At 39.3% G+C, this 14,853-nt stretch carries 10 protein-coding genes and 3 pseudogenes; 4 read left to right on the forward strand and 9 right to left on the reverse strand.

Translation table 11 applies throughout. The annotated features are described in order from the left end of the window. The first annotated feature begins 40 nt into the window (after positions 1-40). Together FFL34_RS11555 and FFL34_RS11560 are read left to right on the forward strand one after the other, a co-directional pair. Positions 41-793 (forward strand): 3-oxoacyl-ACP reductase, encoded by a 753-nt coding sequence (locus FFL34_RS11555; protein ID WP_138603562.1) that lies wholly within the window; start codon positions 41-43, stop codon positions 791-793. An 80-nt stretch (positions 794-873) separates the two neighbouring features. Further along, positions 874-2,180 (forward strand): annotated as a pseudogene (locus tag FFL34_RS11560) (LLM class flavin-dependent oxidoreductase). Between the two features lie 890 nt (positions 2,181-3,070). Here FFL34_RS11560 and FFL34_RS11570 read toward each other — a convergent pair. From FFL34_RS11570 to FFL34_RS19055, 9 genes and pseudogenes are all read right to left on the reverse strand, one after another. Beyond that, positions 3,071-3,763, reverse strand: a complete 693-nt coding sequence (locus FFL34_RS11570) for a response regulator transcription factor (RefSeq protein WP_138603563.1) — start codon at positions 3,761-3,763, stop codon at positions 3,071-3,073. A gap of 153 nt (positions 3,764-3,916) precedes the next feature. After that, on the reverse strand, positions 3,917-4,573 hold the full coding sequence (gene phoU / locus FFL34_RS11575; RefSeq protein WP_138603564.1) for a phosphate signaling complex protein PhoU: 657 nt from the start codon (positions 4,571-4,573) through the stop codon (positions 3,917-3,919). 19 nt (positions 4,574-4,592) lie between these two features. After that, complete coding sequence (gene pstB, locus FFL34_RS11580; protein ID WP_138603565.1) at positions 4,593-5,414, reverse strand: phosphate ABC transporter ATP-binding protein PstB; 822 nt, start codon at positions 5,412-5,414, stop codon at positions 4,593-4,595. 16 nt (positions 5,415-5,430) lie between these two features. After that, positions 5,431-6,309: a phosphate ABC transporter permease PstA gene (pstA, locus tag FFL34_RS11585; protein ID WP_138603566.1), complete on the reverse strand. Its 879-nt coding sequence runs from the start codon at positions 6,307-6,309 to the stop codon at positions 5,431-5,433. Between the two features lies 1 nt (position 6,310). Continuing rightward, the gene (gene pstC / locus FFL34_RS11590; protein WP_411712865.1) at positions 6,311-7,213 is read right to left on the reverse strand and encodes a phosphate ABC transporter permease subunit PstC; all 903 of its coding nucleotides are present in this window, start codon (positions 7,211-7,213) and stop codon (positions 6,311-6,313) included. 225 nt (positions 7,214-7,438) lie between these two features. Continuing rightward, complete coding sequence (locus FFL34_RS11595; RefSeq protein ID WP_138603568.1) at positions 7,439-8,449, reverse strand: PstS family phosphate ABC transporter substrate-binding protein; 1,011 nt, start codon at positions 8,447-8,449, stop codon at positions 7,439-7,441. Between the two features lie 395 nt (positions 8,450-8,844). Continuing rightward, complete coding sequence (locus tag FFL34_RS11600; RefSeq protein WP_138601661.1) at positions 8,845-10,074, reverse strand: IS110 family RNA-guided transposase; 1,230 nt, start codon at positions 10,072-10,074, stop codon at positions 8,845-8,847. 637 nt (positions 10,075-10,711) lie between these two features. After that, positions 10,712-11,490, reverse strand: a pseudogene (locus FFL34_RS19050) (putative bifunctional diguanylate cyclase/phosphodiesterase). A 102-nt stretch (positions 11,491-11,592) separates the two neighbouring features. Then, positions 11,593-12,173 (reverse strand): annotated as a pseudogene (locus FFL34_RS19055) (diguanylate cyclase domain-containing protein); the annotation flags it as partial. 1,280 nt (positions 12,174-13,453) lie between these two features. Between FFL34_RS19055 and FFL34_RS18270 the strand changes: the two are divergent. Both FFL34_RS18270 and FFL34_RS18830 read left to right on the forward strand, forming a co-directional pair. After that, complete coding sequence (locus FFL34_RS18270) at positions 13,454-13,621, forward strand: hypothetical protein (protein ID WP_171046347.1); 168 nt, start codon at positions 13,454-13,456, stop codon at positions 13,619-13,621. Between the two features lie 128 nt (positions 13,622-13,749). Continuing rightward, positions 13,750-13,875, forward strand: coding sequence for a hypothetical protein (locus FFL34_RS18830; RefSeq protein WP_267900368.1), 126 nt, complete (start codon positions 13,750-13,752; stop codon positions 13,873-13,875). The last annotated feature ends 978 nt before the right edge of the window (positions 13,876-14,853 follow it).

Raw genomic sequence — 14,853 nt, forward strand, 5'->3', positions numbered from 1 at the left:
TTAAGTTTCATAAAAAAATAAAAATTTAGGAGTTGTTATGATGACTAGAACAGTATTAGTAACAGGTAGTAGTAGAGGTTTAGGCGCCACTATTGTAAAAACATTGGCACACCAAGGGTTTCAAGTGGTTATCAATTATTATAAAAGTAAAGATGCTGCTGAGAAACTCGTTTCTGAGATTGGTGAAGAGAATGCTATTGCAATTCAGGCTGATGTAACAAAGCGTAAAGAAGTAGATAACCTGATAAAAAAAGCAACGGAATATTTTGATCAAATAGATGTTGTAGTCAACAACGCATTAGTAGACTTCGAATTTGATCCAAACAAACAGAAACCCTTCGCAGAACTCACTTGGGATGATTATCAAAAACAACTCGATGGTACTTTAAAAGCAGCATTTAATGTAGTTCAAAGCGTCATACCTCAATTTATTGAACGGCAAAATGGAAGTATTATAAGTATAGGTACTAATTTATATCAAAATCCCGTTGTACCCTACCACGAATATACAACGGCTAAAGCTGGATTAATAGGTTTTACACGTAATATCGCTTCTGAATTAGGACTATATGGTATAAAAGCGAATGTAGTTTCAGGTGGATTATTAAAAACGACTAACGCCAGTGCTGCTACAACACCAGAAGTATTTGATTTAATTGCTCAATCATCACCATTGAAGAAGGTGACCACACCTCAAGATGTAGCCAATATGGTCGCTTATTTATCTTCGGAAAATGCGAGCGGTATTACAGGTCAAAATTTCACAGTAGATGGCGGTTTGACAATGAACTAATAGCTTAAATTACAATAGATAATCCTTCAAAAAAGGAGTATACAAGACATTAATAATGATGTGTTTTGAGGTGTAAATAAATAACAAAAACTAAAGAAAAACAACTGCACTTAGGTGTTTTGCTGTATGGTTGCGGACACCATCAAGCTGCTTGGTTAATGCCTGATTCAAGCGTTGAACGAATTGGAGACATTTCTTATTATCAGTCCTTAGCGCAGTTAGCAGAAGAAGGTTTCTTTGATGCAGTATTCTTTGCTGATAATCAATCATTTCAAGCTAAAGATTCTAGTGATATGCCAGCATTTTGGTTTGATCCAGTAGTCAATTTAACGGCGATTTCTCAAGTGACAAGTTATGTAGGATTAGTTTCAACAATTTCAAGTACTTTTTCTAATCCTTTCACAGCTTCACGACAGCTATTAAGTTTGGACCATATTACAAAAGGACGTGTTGGCTGGAATCTCGTTACGTCAATGACTGATTTAGAAGCATTGAATCATAGTATGGAAGAACTACCTTCTCATGACAAACGCTATGAGAAGGCAGATGAATTCGCTGCTTTAATGAAAAAGTTATTTTTTTCTTGGGACAGTAATGAGTTTCTGCATAATCGAGAAGAAAGAAAATTGATAAATCCGTCAAATATTCAGCCATTTAATCACGATGGTACCTATTTTAAAGTGTATGGCCCATCCACCACGCCAAAAAGTCCGCAAGGCAAACCAGTATCAATGCAAGCAGGGGCATCTAAACAAGGTATTGCATTAGCCGTAAAATATGCCGATGCAGTCTATGCAGTGTCGTGGAACTTAAAGCAAGCAAAAAATTTCGTAAAAAATTAGATGAACAAGTTAAACAAAGCGAAGGCAACAATAGACATATTAAAGTATTTCCAGGCCTAGTAACTTATGTAGGTCATACTCATGAAGAAGCTTTAGCCAAAAAAGCAGCATTAGATGAGCAATTACCTATTGAAACAGCTTTAAAACGGCTGAGTTTCTTTATTCAACAAGACTGTTCTAATTGGGATATTGATAAAGAAGTACCCCAATTACCACCAGTAGAAGAGTTTACTGGTCCAGTTGGACGTTACGAAACGATACTACAAATTATTAATGATACACAACCTACAGTAAGAGAATTATTAGGATATCTTAATGCAGGCGGTGGTCACCATACGCTGATAGGTACACCCGACGAAATAGTGGATCAGATGGAAGTCTGGTTTGAAGCTGGTGTGGCTGACGGATTTAATCTTATGCCTCCTACATTACCCGGTAGTTTAGAAGACTTTGTTGAACTAATTGTTCCTGAAATGCAAAAAAGAGGCATTTTCAGAAAGAGATATGAAGGTCATACCTTCCGTGAACATTTAGGATTAACATAATAAATTTATAAAATGGCCGTACTGGTTGAAGAGGTAGGATGCTGGTATTAGTATAGAAACCTGAGAATCTTCTCGAAAGAGTAATTATAATTGGAATTACTGTTTCAGACAATGTTTATGTGATAGGGTGTAATAATAAAAAAGGTGAAGAAATGACAAATAAAAAGATGGAAAAACATTAGTGATTAGTTCTGCAATTAGGCCTTCGCACCAAGTTCCGCTAGATGCAAAAACATCTGTACAATATAATTGTATTTCTTAAAAACACCCAATCAATTGTAAATCACTGTTTAAAAGAATGAGAAAAAATAAAGAGCCGTTGATAATGCAAAAACAGGAGACCTGCCGTAAGGAAGAATATTTGTCCTACGGGAGATGGAGGGCGCGAATTTATATTCGACCAGTACTCTAATGCAATTAAAAATGGAAAAAAACACCAATCAGCAGCATCGAAACAGTGCAGACAAGGCTTGTACTGCCGAATACGATTTTTGGCGGGAAAGTTCTCGCACATATTAACGAAATTGCCGTACTGACCAACAATGCGGCATGCTAAAAGTGCTGCTGCTACCGTATCAATTGATTCAGTGGACTTTCTTTCTTCGGAAAGATGGGGGGCTCTCTAACCTTGGAGCTTATGTAACGTATACCGGAAGCAGTTTGATGGGGTCTATGTCAAAGTAAAGGCAAACGATGGCTCACACTCCTTTACACGTTTTTTGTGAAGGCCGACACCGATGACGATAACAGTATTCGAAACACTGTTTTTGATGGTTTCTTTTGGAACATAAATGATAGACGTACTGTCTACTGTCAAACTATAAAAAGTAACCACCCATAGGCCTGGCAATTATAATGAGTGGTTTAAAAAACTTATAATGTGAGCCACCTTAATAGGGCCTCTCCATCTTATATCCAAGCCCACGGATCGTTTTGATATAAACAGGGTGTTTTAAATCAGGTTCAATCTTACCCCTTAAGTGACTGACATGAACATCGACAACCCTCGTGTCTTCCGCAATGTCATAACCCCATACAGCATTTAACAATTGCTCTCTCGACAAAACTTTGCCTCTATGTTTAGCTAAATATGAAAGTAATTCAAATTCCTTCTTTGTAAATTGTAAAGTTTCTCCATTAATCGTTGCTTCATACTGCTCCGGAAAAACAGTTAAGTCTGCAATACGTATAGGCGTTTCATTGATAACCTCTTTTTTAGTTGTTCTTCTCAGGATTGCCTTTACTCTGGCAACCACTTCCTTTGGACTAAACGGCTTGGTCAAGTAATCATCTGCACCTAATTCCAGTCCCAGCACTTTGTCAAGCTCATCACCTTTAGCTGTAAGCATAAGAATTGGTGTATCAATTTTTCTTTGTCTTAACTGCTTGCATACTTCCGTTCCTTCTATTCCGGGAAGCATTAAATCAAGTATTATTAAATCAAAAGGGATACTGGTTGCTTTTTCTAATCCACTTGTTCCCGTATACGCAACTTCGGTCGCAAATCCTGCTCGTTCAACATTGTAATTTAATAGAGTTACTATTGACTCTTCATCGTCCACTATCAGTACTTTTTGACTCATATTACACACCCTTTATAGTAGGTATGGTTCCATCGTATAATGAAAGAATGACTTTGTGCACAATTGGTTTATTAGCAAGTGGCAATTGGTAATAAATTAACCTGTATTGATAAAGGACAATATAAATTTTTTCATTTGTCGGGATTCAATAAATTAGTTTAATTTATACGTTTTGCCTTTTACGAGATATAAAATGTTTTCACCGATATTCGTGATATGGTCAGCGAATCGTTCAATGTAACGGGCACTGAAAGCCATTTGCATCATATACTGGATTTTCTCCTGGTTTGTGGCCGTTTCGTTTAAAATGTCCTTGATAATCAACTCATATAATCGGTCCACGTTATCATCCATTTTTGACAGCTTACCGGCTATCGAGATATCCTCATATTCGAAAGCTTTCATCGCAGTGTTGTTCATTTCAACTGCCATATCCAGCATTTCTTTTATTTTTGGATGAACCGTCAGACGATGATCTTCCCCTAAATGAATTGTTGATTTGGCTATGTTTTTCGCATTATCAGCCATCCGTTCAATATCCGTTGTTATCTGCAAAGCGATTACTAGCCGGCGTAAGTCCGTTGCCACCGGCTGCTGTTTTGCAATCAGTAAAATCGTTTGGTCGTTGATGGCAAGTTCTTGTTTGTCGATTGTCTTGTCTTCATCAATAACATTTTTTGCTAATGCCAGATCCTGATTATACAGTGCGTCAACTGCTTGAATCAAAGCTTTCACTGAGGTGTTTGACAATGATATGATATCTTCCTTTAATGTTTTTAAATCCGTTTCAAACTGCTCGCGGGCAACCATTAAATCTCCTCCTTAATATTTAACCGAAGCGGCCGGTAATATAGTCTTCAGTACGCTTGTCTTCAGGATTTGAGAAGAGTTCATCTGTGTTGTTGTATTCGATGACCTCCCCATTCAAGAAAAATGCTGTTTTATCTGAAATTCTCGCAGCCTGCTGCATGTTATGCGTGACAATAGCGATACTGTAATCCTTCTTGAGCTTTTGTACAAGTTCTTCAATCTTTGTGGTGGATATAGGGTCTAATGCTGATGTCGGTTCATCCATCAAAATGACATCAGGTTCAATGGCAAGACATCTGGCAATGCAAAGACGTTGCTGTTGACCGCCTGACAATCCGAACGCATTCGCATGCAGCCGATCCTTCACTTCATCCCATAAAGCTGCTTCTTTAAGACTTTTTTCAGCAATCTCATCAAGGGTTTTCTTTCGCTTAATACCATGTGTCTTTGGGCCGTAGACAACATTTTCGTAAATCGATTTTGGAAAAGGGTTTGGATTTTGAAATACCATACCGACACGTGTTCTCAAATCTTCCACTTTATACTTTGAATTAAAAATATCTTTGTCATTATATTTAATGGTTCCGGTCATTTTAACAGACGGTACCAACTCAACCATTCGGTTTAAAGCTTTGATAAATGTCGATTTCCCGCAGCCGGACGGTCCAATAATCGCTGTCACTTTATTCATGGGGATAGCCATATTCACTTCATAAAGTGCCTGACTTTCGCCATACCATAAATTAAAGTTATTCACCGCGTAAATCGTTTTCGTTTCTTCTTTAATCGGATTATGCGTATTGATGATTGGTACTTGTTTACGATCTGTTGCTGCATTCATGATAAAAACCTCCTAATTAGTAGCGTTTTGAAAATTTATTTCGTATAACAACAGCAATGGAATTCATCAGAAGTAATATGATCAGCAAAACAATAATGCCCGCCGATGCAACCAAATGGAATTCTTCCTGTGGTCTTCCGGTCCAGTTGAATATCTGTATCGGCAACACCGTAAAACCGGACCAAATATTTTCAGGCAAGTAAGCAATGAATGATAATGCTCCTATCATCAATAATGGAGCTGTTTCGCCAATTGCCCGGGATAATGCTAAAATACCTCCTGTTAATATACCGGGGATAGCAGCGGGCAGTACAATTCGACGGATAGTTTGCCATTTTGTAGCTCCCATAGCATACGAAGCTTCATACTGATTTTTTGGGATGGCTCTGATTGCTTCCTGAGAAGAAACCACTATAATCGGAAGTATCAACAGACTCATTGTCAGGCCGCCAGCTATAATACTTCTGCCCATATCCATTAATCGAACAAAAACGGTCAACCCCAGCAGACCAAACACAACCGATGGTACACCTGCAAGGTTTGAGATATTCATTCGAATAAACTGTGTAAATTTATTCTCTTTGGCATATTCTTCAAGATAGATAGCTGTTCCGACGCCAAGCACCAGCGATATTGGGGCAGTTACTGCCATCAACCAGACAGAGCCTGCAATTGCTGCTTTTATACCCGCTTCCTCAGGGAAACGTGAGGCAAAACTTGTAAGAAAACGCCAATCCAAATATGGCAGACCTTCCGAAAATATACGATATAACAATACAGCAAGGACAACGATGCCGAATACTGAAGCCAAAAAGAACATTTGGCGCATAACCCGATTGCTGATGATTCGTTTATTCATTTTATTTTGAACGACTTGTTTATCGACCAGATTCATGTTAGTAATCCTCCTTGAAACGACTGGAGATATATTGTGACAATAGATTCATAATCAGCGTGAAAACAAATAGTGTTATACCCACGGCATATATGCTGTAATAGGTGGTGGACCCATATGATGCATCACCCAGTGTTACCTGAACAATATAACCGGTCATTGTCTGTATCGATTCCGTGACATCGGTCGTAAGTTTTGGTGTTGAGCCTGCAGCTACGGAAACAATCATTGTCTCCCCAATGGCGCGGGATATCCCCAGTAAAAATGAGCCTATGATACCGGACAATGCCGCCGGAACAACGACTTTAAGCGCCACTTCCAATCTTGTGGACCCCAACGCCAAAGCGCCTTCCCTCATGGGGTCAGGTACGGAACTCATCGCATCTTCCGAGAGAGATGCAATCATCGGGATAATCATAATACCTACAACAATTCCAGGGCTGAGTGCGTTGAAAATAGGCAAGTCATCGATGGCGAGCTGCAGCATTGGTGTCACAAAGGTTAAGGCGAAGAAACCATAGACAATTGTCGGAACTCCGGCCAGCACTTCCAGAATAGGCTTAACAACCTTTCGCACCTTAGGTGGTGCAAATTCACTTAAATAAATTGCTGATGCCAGACCAATCGGCAACGCCACAATCATTGCAATAACTGCTATCAACAACGTGCCGGAGATTAACGGAAGAATGCCGTAGCTGGCATTTTCCCCAAACGGCCACCATTCAGTTCCTGTTATAAATTCTGTAAATGATACACGGTTAAAAAACGTGATGGTTTCAACTAATAACGTAAGAATTATACCAATCGTTGTCAGAACAGATATAATCGCACACAGCAAAAAAAATGCTGGTGCAACCTTCTCCAAAATGCGGAGAAAATGCTGGTTTGACTTTTTCTCATTCATTATTTCTTTAACATTGACCGTCATGACAATACTCCTCTTTTATATACTGGACAGCACCGTATGATAACCGGTGGGCTTGCTTCTCAATGCGTATCTGTCCTTTATGTTTACAGCTTGGATTCTTATCACTTGTTACGAAAGATTAAATGGAGGAGGGTGAGGAAAGTCTGTCAGATTTCCCCCCCCACCATGCATTAGTTAATTGGAACCCGGTTAACATGCATCTTATTTCCCTGCGATTTCATCAAGTTTATTTAGCGCTTCTTCATAGGCGCTCTCAGGTTTCGCAACATACCCGACTGATTCCGCCATTGCGCCTGCATTCTCTAATGCATATTTTGTAAAGTTGTAAACTGATACATTTTCCAGCGCTGAATGCTTTACATAAATGAATAATGGCCTTGCGAAAGGATTGTATTCACCTGACTGAACAGTTTCCTGATTCGGTGTAACCGCTTCGCCACTATCATTTACAATCGGTACGGCTTTCAATTGGTCTTTGTTCTCTGCATAATAGGCATATCCGAAGTAGCTGATCCCGTTTTTAGATCCTGTGACACCTTGTACAAGAACGTTATCATCTTCAGATAATGAAGCGTCCTGACGAATGTCGCTTTCTTCTCCAAAGACGACTTCACTGAAATAATCGAATGTACCTGAGTCTGCGCCGGGGCTGTAAAATTGGATTTCTTCTTCCGGCCATCCTTCTCTGACATCAGCCCATGTCGTCACATCACCGTCTGCTGACCACATTTTATTCAATTCCTCGACTGTCAGCTGATCAACCCAGTCGTTTTCTTTGTTGACCACGATGGACAACCCGTCAAGGGCTATTTCAAATTCAGTGTAGTCAATTCCAGCTTCTTCAAGTGCCGCTTTTTCTTCATTTTTAATTGGGCGCGAAGCATTTGAAATGTGTGTTTCGCCGGCAGCAAATTTTTCAAATCCGCCCCCGCTTCCGGAAGTACCGATATTAACGCGGGCGTCCGGGTTTTCTTTTTGATATTCTTCAGCCACAGCTTCCATTATAGGGAATACAGTAGATGATCCATCGACCATTACTTCTGTCGTCTCATTTTCTGAAGCACTATTACCTTTTTCACTCGTGTTTTGTTCCGTTTTGCTACTTGCTTCTTCATTTCCGCTTTCCTCACTGTCTTCTGTGTTACCGCATGCTGTTAAAACGACCAGCAGCAGAGAAATCATTGCTAATACCAATAATGATTTTGACTTCATGCTTTTACCCCCTAATGATTCGTGTTTGTCAGAAAAGACGCTGAGCTATCTCCCCTGCAATTTCTATAATAACGAATGAATGTTAATTACCTATTAATTCAATGTAAATATTCTGTAAAGTTTTATGTAGGAAAAGTTAAGTTGTATTTCATGGCGATATTATTATTGGTAGGAATGATAGGGGGTTATTGGTGATTACTATAAACACTCTTATATATACACTGAAGCCTTTTGATACCATCAAGAAAAGACCTGCGGTGATATGTCAAGAGGAAAATAACTAAATATTCGATTGTCAAGGTTCAATTTTGCGAAAAAAGGCATCAGGAAACTAGACCAGTAAATAAATGGAAATTACTGGTAATCAGTAAAAGGATTTAGAAGCTATTTGTGCTTCATGCATTCACGCTCCTTTTTGGCGTGTAGATTTGGTGATTGCGTAGTAGCACATCCACCAAACGCACTAATTTTCTTGCGGTTAAGACGAGTGCTCTTTTGTGTTGATGCTTAGGTACTTCACTGTATTTTTTCGCGTAATATGCTTGATACTCAGGAACGTGCCGTCTTACCGAGTTGGCGGCTTCAACCAGGTAATATCTGAGGTACTGATTCCCGTTACGCGTAAGTGAAGTGTCGTCAGCTGTGAAGCGGCCTGATTGGTGCTTTCGCCAATAAAGGCCTGCATATTTGGCTATCTTAGTTTCATCATCAAATCGCTCAATTTGGCCGATTTCGGCGATGATTCCCGCAGTAAACACGGGCCCGATGCCTGGGATAGTGACAAGCGTTTGTGGCAGTCCAGCCATGATACGCTCGATTGCTTTATCAATTTCCTTTATCTGTTTTTGGAGTGTGCGAATGACTTCGATAGTTGTACCAAGAATAACATCGATAGAGTCTTCCACAACCTTGTCCAGACGGTAAGAAGAACGAACGGCTTTCTGAATGGATTTCGCAACACATTCCGGGTCACCAAAGCGATTTCTGCCCTTTTCTTGTAGAAAATCAGCTAGATCTTCAACCGGCATTTGCGCAAGTTCATCCAGACTGAACTTCTCGAAAAACAGTTCCATCATGGCATTCCCAAAAACGGAAGAATCGACTTCCTCTTTGAAGGTATTGCATTTAAAACTCAAGTGTTGAAGGAAGTGCTGCTTTTCCTTGGTAACCTGATGAACTAGCTGATACCTGGAGCGTGTAAGCTGTTGGAGCGCAACATATTGGCTCTCTTTGACAACAGACATTGGCAATCGGCCAAAACGCAGATAATCGGCGATGACGAACGCATCAATTTCATCGGTTTTGTCCATGTCGCTATAACTCTTTTTAAAGTTCGCAATCTGTTTTGGATTCATGACAAATACCTCTGCGCCAAGTGCTTTGAGTGCCTCATCATGATGAAGAAACATGGATGGATGAAAACTATAAACGGACGTGGATTCAAGCCCGAATTTGAGCGTATCAACAGCCTGATCACGCAAATATTCCAAAACAGTATCCCGAAGCTCACTAGCACCAGGAAGGTCATTGGAAACCGTGAAGGATTTAACCTTTTCTCCTTCACCATCCAGCAAACAAATCTTGATATCAAAAGAACTAACATCTAATCCAGCAAATAATTTCATGGGGGGTTCTCCTCCTTTCGATTTAGAATCATTGGTACTATTTCTTGGACGCCCTGAGATATCCCTAGTGTGAACGCCGATCAGCAACCTCGTGTATAAGTACTAACCCTGATTCGAAAGCCGCCCTGGGGCTACTAACACCCAGGTTCGAGATTCAGGGTGCACAGCCTGCGAGTAGGAAGGTCCGAACGCACACTGGGAAACAGTCTTTACGTGTGGTCTAGCCACAAGGGGGAAAAGAATTGTCCCAAATGATCCTAAGACCATTATCTAGGAACATCACGGGACGTCCAAGACTTTTGACTATATCCAGCAGGAAAAGTAAGAAAATATGGGCTCAAATGATAGGGCCTAAACATAATATACGAGGGGGAGTGGATATGATAAGTAATGGAAAACTTGTTGATATATCAGATTTTGGAAGGTTTAGGTATATCGCGGATAAATAAGATTTTTTTGGGACCTTGAGACGACGTTTTTTGTGAACTGAAGAAATTGACTTGGGTCATTTTTGCAAAGGAGGCGTACACCATTCCCCTGTTTATCAGACCACAAAAATAGGGGGGATGCATCAACTATCATAATTTAAAGGAGAGCTCAACCCCGTTGGTTAAGCTCTCCTTTATGTAGTCGATGTTCAAATAACCGTTGATTCTACCTTTACAAGTGTAAGCATGTTTTCTATTTCGTTTATAGAAACCGGTGGACTATACAGATAGCCTTGTCCCATATGGCACTTCAAATCTCTGAGTGCTTTTTCCTGTTCTTCATATTCTACACCTTCCGCCACCAGTTCGACATTCAAATTTCTTCCCATTTCCACCATTGCTTTGACCAATGTTTTTTCTTTGGAGTTTGATAACATGCTGTTAATAAACGTCTTATCAATTTTTATCCGATCGATAGGTAATTGGTTAATACTGCTTAGCGAAGAATAACCAGTCCCGAAATCATCAATCGAAATGCTTACCCCTATCTTTTTCAATTCCTTCAAAATAAATGCCGCATAAGTGGCATCAAGCATGAGACTTTCTGTGATTTCGAGTTCCAGAAATTCTGGTTCTAGCTTGTTTCCTGAATAATTTGTTTCAAATCCTCTAAGAAACTTGGATGTGTCAATTGGTAGGCAGATACATTCACCGCAATTTTAAGCAGAGGGTGCCCGTTCCGCTGCCAAGCATTGGTTTGCTCACATGCTGAACGGAGCACCCATTTTCCTATCGAGACGATAGAACCTGTTTCCTCTGCCAACGGGATAAATTCAGCCGGGGAAACGCTCCCCAGCTTGGGGTGATGCCATCGCAAAAGAGCTTCCAGTCCCACCATGTTTTTGGAATGCAAATCAAACTGCGGTTGGTAATGAATATAAAATTCTTCATTTGTAATGGCTACTTTCAGCCCTTCTTTAAGTGTCATCTCTCTGTTTATACGGTAACTGACTGTCGAGTAAAATTGGTAGTTATTTTTCCCGCTTTCTTTTACTGCATATAGAGCTTTATCGGCAAATGTGATTATATCTGTCTTATTTTGTGCATCTTCCGGAAAAAGACTTATACCTATACTTGTTGTTACATGAACTTCTGTGTTTTGTATTATAAGCGGGGAAGCAAACTCATTAGAATGCGTTGCGCTATTTCCGCCACGTCATCTGGATGAATATCTTCGAGCAAAATTATGAATTCATCACCTCCGAGCCGGGCAACTATGTCGTTTTTTCTTATGCTTTTTTCCAAACGTTTGGCTACCTCTACCAAAAGTTTATCACCGGCTTCATGCCCCATGGTATCATTAATCAATTTAAAGCGGTCTAAGTCTATAAACATCAATGCTGCTTCGATCTCGCTATGTGTAATTTCATTCAGGCGTCCATGAAGCATGTGACGGTTAGGGAGGCCGGTCAAGTTGTCGTATTTAGCCATTCTACTTACTTCGTCCAAAGCATATTGCAACTGTTTCGTTTTATTTTCCACTTTCTCTTCTAAACTCTTGGAAAGACGATTGAGCTGTTCGACGGTTTGGTTATTTTGTTTAAGCAGTGCAACCTGTTTAATGATTACTAAAATAAAAACTATATAAAGCGAAGTGAGCAAAAGGTTCATTGTTCCGAAACTGCGGACAAGTACATAGCTAAGAAATATTGCCAACAACAGATAGGAAGTGTTGTCTTTACGCCAATCAATAAACCAATGACCCCTGGGAGCGACACCCAGCTTTTGCACTTGTAAATGATAAATTCCGGCAGCCCCCTTTAACAGTAACGTTACCGTCCAGAGGGGATCAATCCAGCCACTGTATGTATAAGCTCCTTCCAAGATTTGTTGTAAGTACACAAAATCAGCCAATATTTGAAGCGAAAAACCAATCGAAAGAAACGTAAAAAATGACCTGTCGACATGCGTGATTTCTGTTTTTTGGATGACTAAAACCAGTTTATAGGTTAGAGCGATCACCCAAATGAAATAAGCCAAAAGCCATAAATAATCAGAAAACCCGGGGTAAGGGAGAGATGTCTCTACATACAAATAATGATAAGCCCAGTGCAAGACCGCTATACTATATGGAATAACCCCTATGCCTAGTAAGAGCCGAAAGAAACGGTCTTTATCTTTATTTTTCTTTAAAACCGTGACTATTTTAGCTATCCAATAACTACTAACAGAAATCCCGGCTAGTTGAATCGCAACGATGCCTGTGGCCCGTATAAAATCGTTATTATAAAAAAAATAATCCACGTATAAGAAAAAACGACGATAGCAAGTGTGAAAATCATTACAGGTTGTCGAAAAATTGCAGTCATTTTTCCCTCCTGGCACCAGTTCCTTCACCAAGGACTGGTATATGGTAAGTAGTGATTTCTTCTATTTTAACTGAATTGAGTTCCTAATTATACTACGAGGACCTTTTTGTCATTAAAAACTTTTGAATTGCTCTTCCAGGGGAGGGGGATCTTTCCGTTCATGGATGAAATTCTGACACTACGAATCAAATTAATCGTATTACGAACTGCTATACAAGATCTCCCTATATTCCAGATCACATCAACCAATATATTATTTAAATGGGGGTTCCATTGAAAGGCAGATTGCAATTTTATAGTAATAATTATCTTAAATTTAGTGAATTAAGAAAGTTACATTAAATGTCAAAGTCCACTGATACGAAACTAAAGACGCAGCAAAAAATGTTTTTATTTTGTCACATGATTGACATATTAATGTTTTTTGCGATGATAATTCTAAGTGATGGTTGTCACGACACGGAAGAATTTGTGGGACATAGGAAAGGTCTTAGATATCCAACTTACGATTTAGATTGATTTCGGGTCTATTAGTATGGATCACGAATAGTGGTCTCTGAATCTGTGAAAAGGATGTTTTACATGAAATCTGTTAACCAAGATGTTTTCGATACGGCAAAGAAGATTAAAAAGATATTTGAGAAATATTGGATTGGCCCTCACCATTTGTATCTTGACGGAGCTCATTTCTATTTAGCATTTTATCAAAGATTTGATACGACAGAAATGGCTCTGTTTTCCACAATCTGATGTCACAAACGAACCATATAAAGAAGCGTTCGCATGGCTTATCATACTTCTAAATAGGATGGGGGCTGTTCAAGAAACAGGAATGAAAAGAAATTAGCATAAAGCCTTTTTATAAAACGAAGACTTTTTTGGAAAAAGCACAAAGTCAGACAGTGTTGTTTGATGATGAAAAAGAAGTAGTTCCAACATGCTTGCAATTCTTGAAAGATGCGATAGCACTGCAAAAGCAGATGGTTGAATTGATGGAGAAATAAGGCTTAAAAATGAAGATGGCTCAAGCACAATTGAGTTTATAGGGATCCTGCCCTTAGTTCTGTTGTTACTCACATCATCTGACAATTTATTGTGGGAATTAATGGTGTTCTGGTCACGCAATCTGCGCTGACGAATATAATCTCCAACTGGATTGGGGAGGGAGGGTAGTGAATCTTCTCCATCTTATTTAATATTTGCTGCATGCAAAAAACAAGAAATCAACCAATGCCGTTTTCCTGTTTTACAACAGAATTTCCTTTGAAAATTCACGTATTTCATCAGCTTAAATGGCGCGACAAGTTCCGCTATAAACACTTTGAAGTGTGAACGTGCAGGGATATTAATGATTTCCAACTTTACGAGGGAAGATGGGAATGGCGGAACCATGTTTCCCGGAGCGCCCCGTCAACAAATCCTGCATGCGTCAAGACCGACAGGTTTTGGGGTATGAAGCACAGGTGATTCGGCTGAACGAAAGCTGGAGCCACATCCACACCATTCTGGTAACCCTTGATAGATAGGGGGTGTAAGACATTATTCCAATACGTGATCAACGACATAAGGTCAATCACCATTGTTTAGTTTGTTATTGATAAATGTGGTTATATGCTTATTTAGTGGCTGAAGAGACTGGTATGATTTTGTGATTTTATGAATGATTAAAGGACGAAATTCAATCTGCCAAGGAAAGTGACTTTTAATTTCAGGCAAAACATAGGTTATGTAGTCGTTAAAGGACCTACAATTAAAGCTTTCGTGCATATTCATAATAAACTTTATATGCAATTTATGGTTATCGTTGTAAATGGCATGGTCTAGTACATCAAATTTCTCGAATGTATCGTTTAATCTGGATTCAATGAGGTTCATGGAGAATTTATTGGTTTTAAAATATAAGGTTATTTCACCGATTATTTGTAACATATAATTATCACCCGGTTAGATTATAGCATATTTGGCAGATATTGGTGAGTGGT

It is taken from the genome of Lentibacillus cibarius (assembly GCF_005887555.1).
Classification (GTDB): Bacteria; Bacillota; Bacilli; order Bacillales; family Amphibacillaceae; genus Lentibacillus; species Lentibacillus cibarius.

Bases quoted from the DNA above. Each gene is read 5' to 3' on its own strand.
- FFL34_RS11555 (WP_138603562.1), top strand. From the start codon at position 41: ATGACTAGAACAGTATTAGTAACAGGTAGTAGTAGAGGTTTAGGCGCC.
- FFL34_RS11570 (WP_138603563.1), bottom strand. From the start codon at position 3,763: ATGAGTCAAAAAGTACTGATAGTGGACGATGAAGAGTCAATAGTAACT.
- phoU (WP_138603564.1), bottom strand. From the start codon at position 4,573: ATGGTTGCCCGCGAGCAGTTTGAAACGGATTTAAAAACATTAAAGGAA.
- pstB (WP_138603565.1), bottom strand. From the start codon at position 5,414: ATGAATGCAGCAACAGATCGTAAACAAGTACCAATCATCAATACGCAT.
- pstA (WP_138603566.1), bottom strand. From the start codon at position 6,309: ATGAATCTGGTCGATAAACAAGTCGTTCAAAATAAAATGAATAAACGA.
- pstC (WP_411712865.1), bottom strand. From the start codon at position 7,213: ATGAATGAGAAAAAGTCAAACCAGCATTTTCTCCGCATTTTGGAGAAG.
- FFL34_RS11595 (WP_138603568.1), bottom strand. From the start codon at position 8,449: ATGAAGTCAAAATCATTATTGGTATTAGCAATGATTTCTCTGCTGCTG.
- FFL34_RS11600 (WP_138601661.1), bottom strand. From the start codon at position 10,074: ATGAAATTATTTGCTGGATTAGATGTTAGTTCTTTTGATATCAAGATT.
- FFL34_RS18270 (WP_171046347.1), top strand. From the start codon at position 13,454: ATGAAATCTGTTAACCAAGATGTTTTCGATACGGCAAAGAAGATTAAA.